The organism is Eisenbergiella sp. OF01-20, from assembly GCF_003478085.1.
Classification (GTDB): domain Bacteria; phylum Bacillota; class Clostridia; order Lachnospirales; family Lachnospiraceae; genus Eisenbergiella.
Window position 1 is genome coordinate 310,413 of sequence record NZ_QUES01000004.1, and the last position, 6,030, is coordinate 316,442.

Below are 6,030 nucleotides of genomic sequence, written 5' to 3' on the forward strand. Positions count from 1 at the left end.
GGAGAAGCGGATGGAAGAATTTTTTGATGAAAAGATATTGGAGTACAGAAGACATGCCCGTAATGAGAAATACAGCACCTTAGAAACCGGAATGTACATAAAAAATGAGTTGGTGCGGTTTGAGAGGAAGGAGATGTTTCAGGGGAAACTAGGGGTCATGCTTCCGGAATCATTTGTCACACTGCCTGTAAAACTGGCAAGGATAAAGTATTCTTCCCAGCAGCGTCCACAGGTCATCAGGACTAGCAGGGATACAACTGTGAACTTTGGTATGAGTCTGACAGACATAGGAATAGAGGAAGAACACATCAAGGAGTTGAGAGATCAGTCACGGGAAGCACTAAAAAGGCTGAACCCTGCATTTGTATTTTATGAGAGCGGAGTGGATAAGAGACATGTGCCTGTTGGATGGTTTGAGTTTAAGAGCTACGGGCTTGATACAGATGTATATAATTTAATGTTTGTCTCAAGAATTGGGGGGAAGATGCTGCATGGTATTTTTAACTGTGACTACGAAGATGTACTTGAATGGAGAGAAGCGGCGAGACAGATGATGTATTCAATTCTTGATCTTTCGGAGGAGGAAAAACAGTTATGAGGGAACAGCGGGTCGTATTAGAGCCATTTGGATTATCAGAAATTCTACAGTGCAGTGGAGTGGTGTGTGCAAACCAGCATGGTTTTATGATGGTTAAGGGATATATGAAAAAAGAAAAGGAGGGGGAATACCTGAAGCTGCTTGGCTCCTCTGTGTGGGCATCCGTAATGGTATACGATGAGTGGGGAAAGGCGGGAGTTTTATTTACCGGAGTTGTGACAGATGGGGAGATCAGTGTTGAAAACGGACTGAAAACTCTGAAAGTTAAAATTAAGACAGGCAGCTTTCTGATGGATTTAGAGACACATATCCGGACGTTTCAAAGTCCTGGCTGTACCTATGATGAGATATTGGCCTCCCTTGGAGGTTCGTATCAGGAATATGGATATATTATGGAGGCGGGGAACAGAAAAAGCATCAACCGATTTTTGTGTCAGTATCAGGAAACAGACTGGCAGTTTGCAAAGCGTCTTGCAAATTTATGTCACACCGTTGTTTATCCAAACTATATTGGATCTGGTGAAAAACTGTATTTTGGCAGACCCATGGGTACAAACAGAGGCGGCGTGACTTTGACGGAATACATGATCCGGCAGACAAAAACGGGCGTTGCCTATGAGGGAACACTGCGAGAGATTTATGATATTGGAGATAGTGTAAATTTTAATGGAAAAAATCTATATGTAATCCAAAGGGAAACGTTTTATAATAAGGGTGTGCTGTATCACACTTATACGTTTGGTACAGAGAAAACGGAGGAGGAAGTGGAAAACCGGCATCTAAGCGGTGTATCGCTTGAGGGAACGGTAACCGGAGTGAAGGGAACATCGGTCACACTGACCATCCACAAGGACGAATGTTCCGGTGCAGGCAGATGGTTTCCATATGCGACTGTTTATTCATCTCCGGATGGGAGCGGATGGTACTGTATGCCGGAAAAAGGAGACCGTGTGCGGCTGTATTTTCCATCCGAGGATGCCGATGAGGCTTATGTGCTAAATGCTATGCATTTCGAGAATGGAGCCGGTGGGCAAAGGACAAATCCGGAAAACAAGTCGATCAGAAATAAACAGGGAAAAGAGATTTTACTTAAACCGGACGCAATCCTGATCACAAATAATCGTGGAATGTCACTGGAACTGTCGGATGATGACGGGATTTCTATTATCAGTGACAAAAAGATTATGTTTGAATCAAAAGAGGCAATCGAGATTACGAGTGTAAGTGCCAATATAGATCTGGTATCTCCGCAGAAAATCTCCTTAAAGCAGGGAAATACCAGTATGGTGCTGTCAGATAGCATGATCATGCAGGGAACGAAGGTCAGGCTGAATTAAAAGTCAGAGGGGATTGGATGGACAGAACAGAGAAAATCGATCAGGTCATAAACGACTATCGGGCAGAAAGATTCGCAGATCGGAAAGAGGAGATAAAAGAGTATTACAAGGCAAACAGAAATGAGATCTGCTGGGAGTTTACAAGGAAAGTGCGCCGGGGGATTCAAAGCTGTCAGAAAGAACAAAAGGCAGTGAAGAATATCATCTTGTCTGTCTTGTACAGTAGCAGTCTGACAAAAAGCTATGAGCTGCAGATCGCATTTTGCGATGAAAGAATGTTTTTTGATGATACCCCGGTATATGAATACTGGACTCCGGCGTTCATTTTTGAACATGTGGAGAATGATATCACAGATTTTAAGAGGAAGGCGGCTGCAAAGATACCACGCATAAAGGAGTATGAACTTGATGATGTGCGGAGTACTTATCTATGGAATCATTATTTTATGGTGATGCTTCTTTTACGGGAGTTGGTTCCTATGGCTGTGGAAGAAGTGTATGGGGAGTGTAATATGCCGGATGCTGATGTTGTAGTTTCATTTGGACGGTATATGGAAAAGAGTATACCTTTGTATCAGAGAGGGAAGACAGATGAAATATTTTCTTCTGGAAACAGATAAAAAAATATCCCAGTTGCCACAGATTGTCCAGCTGCACGATAAGATTGACGTTAGGGATATTCACCGGGAAAGTGCATATAAGATCGCGCACAGACAGCTGTTGACGGTAAAGGGAGATACGGATACCTTTTATCCGGATGTAATTTCAACCCCTGTTTTTCTGCTGTCGCAGGGAGCAAAAAGGGTTGTGGAGATGTATGAGCCACGGACTGTGTGGAGAGAGACGGTACTATTAGACAGAGAAAACGAGAAGGTATCCCGGTATTTTCTACCGTTTTTTGAGGAGGTGGACAGCCTTTCAAAACATGCAGTATTTAATCTGAACCGCAGTCTTTTAAAAGAGATTGTGCTGGATGGAAAGAAAGTGCGGGGACATGCGATTTTCCGGATCGCAGGCGTGGAAAAGGCATATATTGTGGGAAATCTTGATGTTGTGGAGAGTATGCTAAAGAGGGGGCTTCGGGGAATCGGATTGACGGAGCTGCAAGTGATATGGAGGGAGAAGGATGAGTGAAACAGATGAGAACTCTCAGGTGACAGAAGGAAAGGATTATACGGCACAGATCAAAAGCCAGCAGGAGGAATGGGATGCGCTGGGGGAAGACGGACAGGAGAAACTCATGGAGCAGAAGGAAAACCTTGAAACGGAGGATGCAGACGAGGAGGAGTCGGCTGCCATCATTAAGGAACACCTGACCCAGCATAACGAAAACAAGAAGAATCCTGCCTATCTGGTACGGGGAGCAGAGCTGATGTGCAGCCAGGGAAGCAATAAAAGGATGATGAACTTAAGTCCCTGTCATGGGGTTTATATCAAGGCTCATGCAGTGGTACATGAGTTAGACTGTATACAGGGGGATGAGGAAAACATCACATGGTTCGGTATCTGCACGCCCGGGGAGGAATTGGAGACAGAGCAGATCCAGCTTATAGGAGATGACGGAAAAACGTGCCATGGCAAAAAGTGTAAGCCCCATATTTTGGGAACATGGATGGAATCGTATGACCAGACGAAGATCGTGGATAATGGAAACAAGCTGCCAAAAGAGGACGGTGAAATAGAAGGGTGCAATACATTGACGATGGATTCATTTCTTGTCTGTAAACACGGTGGCATTATTATGCCCATCAATTCCGGGCAGGACAGAGAGGTGGGCGCAGAGGAGTTTGATTATGCCACGGAAGAAGAGAGGGTGGAAGCGCTGAATCGTGTGCAGAAAGGCTGTACAGGGGAAGAGGAAGAAATGGACTGCGAGGATTTGCTTTATATGAAGTTGGAGAATCAGGCAGAGCGGAATGTACATGGAAGTGAGTATGAAAATGAGGAAAATATTTCTTCAGAACATTTTGTCAAAGATTATACAGACAACCTTGTGGAATTTGTAAAGCAGCAAGAAGGATTTGTTCCGAGAGCATATAATGGTGGAAAGACCATTGCATATGGATTTGATATGCAACAGTATCCAGAGGTGAAAATAAATTATAATTCAGATGGTACAGTGAGCGAAGAAGAAGGGGAGAGGTTACTCAGAATTGTTTTGGAACAGTCAAAGAATCAGATAAATTCTTATCTGGAAGACACGAATCAGGTGCTTGATCAGAATGCATATGATGCAGTAATGGATTTATTTTATAACAGAAATTCAAACAAACTTACACATGAGGTGATAGATGCAATGGCAGAAAGAGATGATGAAAAGGTGTGGAGTTTGTTAGAAAATTTCGATTATAGATATGCATATACGTATCTTTATCAAGATAATGCACAAGAAGCAAAAGCATATGTAGAACGAAATCCAGGATTGAGCGAAAGAAGGGAAGAAGAATATGCCATCTATCAGAATGGATTTTAGATTATGGAAGGAGAACTGTCATGGGGAGAAAAAAATTTATTTTTATCAGCATCATCATATTGTTCACTATCCAGACTAGCGCATGTTCTGCCGAAGGACAAGAAGGTCAAGGAATATGGCATAACGAGTATGAAAGTGAGATAGAGATTTCAAGTACAGAGGAAGAGCGTAAAGATGTCTCCGAAAATGAGAATATCACATTCCGGGTTTTGGATGGAAAAGAAATTTCGGTTAGCAGAGACAGGCTGATGGATACGGGAAGAATTAACAACCGGTGGAGCTTGGAAGAGACAGATGCTATGATAGCCCCGCTAAAAGGAACATGGACGACGAATACATATATGGGATATGTTCTCCCGTATAACCTGCGCAAGTTTGAGCCGGATACTTATGCGGACGAGGAAGCACGGGAAACGTTTTTCGGGGAATATCACGAGGCGGTCCGAGCAGCAGAGGAGAGTCCTGTGCCGGATATCAGCGTTGAAGTACAACCGATGGAAGAATATGAAGATGGATACACAATCCGTGTCAATGGCTATGAAAGCCCGTTTTCTATCATTTTAAGTACAGAAAGAATAAATGACGAGTATCCCATTTACAGTGATACAACGACACTGTCGGAAAAATTTTTTGTGGAATATCCAGTTGTCTATATAAAATTGTTTGCCAGCTTTAAAGATGGAGAAAGCGACAGATACAATCCAGTGACAGTGATCGTATCTGAGGATGGACAGGTACTGCTGCTGATGGAGGGCGCATTCTACTCATTGGAGAGAAGATAGGTGCATGTGATTTTCTGGGAACGATGTCTGGCTGGAATCAATAAAAAGGCGGAGGGTAAGGCAGCTTATGATGAGCCGGTAGAATCGGTGTCTGGCATCCTGTATTACAGGGAGGGCACCATATAATGAGGTTTACTATTTTACAAGATTTGAAAAAGATGAAACAATGGTGGAAGGACCTACTTATAATGCTACGACAGTGACGAGGATGGAGAAAAATCAATGAAGTATATTCAGAACAGAACAAACTGGTGCTGGGTGGCGGCCTGTAAAGTTGTCGGAGAGCAGTATAAGAAAAATTTTACGGAATTTGCGTTTACACTGGAAAGTCCGGAGACGGAGGTAGCGGTCAGCAATCTGGATGGACTGCGTACAGATATTGTAAAAAGAAGAAATGGAATATATTTTGTGGATGCGTGGCAGTCAGCTATTGCCAGGAATGCAGACTTTCTGCACGGAGGTTTGGAGGGAAATTTTCCGGGAAATGATCAGATGAAGATGCGAGGCTTAAAGTATGTTGTGCTGGGAGATTGTGAGAGTAACTTGATACAGACAGTTACATTAGGTACATATGACTCGGCACACAGTCTCCTGCATGATTATTGCCGGCAGATTGAGTCTGTTTTTGAGAGAAACGGATGTCTGATTGGAAATGCAATTCTGTATCCAAGGGGAATCTGTCATTCATTTGTGGTTCTAGACTGGAAGAGAAACGGGGAACTGGTAATTTATGATCCGTGGGATGGAAATACAGTGACACATACGATAGACGAGGCATTTTATACTGGCTTTTTGTCGGCACAGGGAAAAGGGATTTTAAAATGGGTGCAGTACATCGTA

The 6,030-nt window shown here is 43.2% G+C and carries 7 protein-coding genes; all 7 read left to right on the plus strand.

Features of this window, described 5'->3' with window-relative positions; genetic code table 11:
* Positions 1-10 precede the first annotated feature (10 nt).
* Positions 11-598, plus strand: coding sequence for a hypothetical protein (locus DXA36_RS08425; RefSeq protein ID WP_069431785.1), 588 nt, complete (start codon positions 11-13; stop codon positions 596-598).
* Positions 595-1,935 carry a phage baseplate assembly protein V gene (locus tag DXA36_RS08430; protein ID WP_118678115.1) on the plus strand — a complete coding sequence of 447 codons (1,341 nt, stop codon included), beginning with the start codon at positions 595-597 and terminating at the stop codon, positions 1,933-1,935. Before DXA36_RS08425 ends, DXA36_RS08430 begins: the two co-directional genes overlap by 4 nt.
* A gap of 17 nt (positions 1,936-1,952) precedes the next feature.
* On the plus strand, positions 1,953-2,555 hold the full coding sequence (locus DXA36_RS08435) for a hypothetical protein (RefSeq protein WP_069431784.1): 603 nt from the start codon (positions 1,953-1,955) through the stop codon (positions 2,553-2,555).
* Complete coding sequence (locus DXA36_RS08440; protein ID WP_069431783.1) at positions 2,527-3,069, plus strand: hypothetical protein; 543 nt, start codon at positions 2,527-2,529, stop codon at positions 3,067-3,069. Before DXA36_RS08435 ends, DXA36_RS08440 begins: the two co-directional genes overlap by 29 nt.
* On the plus strand, positions 3,062-4,408 hold the full coding sequence (locus tag DXA36_RS08445; RefSeq protein ID WP_069431782.1) for a PAAR-like protein: 1,347 nt from the start codon (positions 3,062-3,064) through the stop codon (positions 4,406-4,408). The genes DXA36_RS08440 and DXA36_RS08445 overlap by 8 nt, the downstream gene beginning before the upstream one ends.
* A 20-nt stretch (positions 4,409-4,428) precedes the next feature.
* Entirely contained in the window at positions 4,429-5,190 is a 762-nt protein-coding gene (locus DXA36_RS08450) for a hypothetical protein (RefSeq protein WP_069431781.1), read from the plus strand.
* Between the two features lie 222 nt (positions 5,191-5,412).
* Positions 5,413-6,030, plus strand: a 618-nt coding sequence (locus tag DXA36_RS08455; RefSeq protein ID WP_069431780.1) for a hypothetical protein, incomplete at its 3' end; no start/stop codon positions are given.

Bases quoted from the DNA above. Each gene is read 5' to 3' on its own strand.
- DXA36_RS08440 (WP_069431783.1), top strand. From the start codon at position 2,527: ATGAAATATTTTCTTCTGGAAACAGATAAAAAAATATCCCAGTTGCCA.
- DXA36_RS08435 (WP_069431784.1), top strand. From the start codon at position 1,953: ATGGACAGAACAGAGAAAATCGATCAGGTCATAAACGACTATCGGGCA.
- DXA36_RS08430 (WP_118678115.1), top strand. From the start codon at position 595: ATGAGGGAACAGCGGGTCGTATTAGAGCCATTTGGATTATCAGAAATT.
- DXA36_RS08450 (WP_069431781.1), top strand. From the start codon at position 4,429: ATGGGGAGAAAAAAATTTATTTTTATCAGCATCATCATATTGTTCACT.
- DXA36_RS08445 (WP_069431782.1), top strand. From the start codon at position 3,062: ATGAGTGAAACAGATGAGAACTCTCAGGTGACAGAAGGAAAGGATTAT.
- DXA36_RS08425 (WP_069431785.1), top strand. From the start codon at position 11: ATGGAAGAATTTTTTGATGAAAAGATATTGGAGTACAGAAGACATGCC.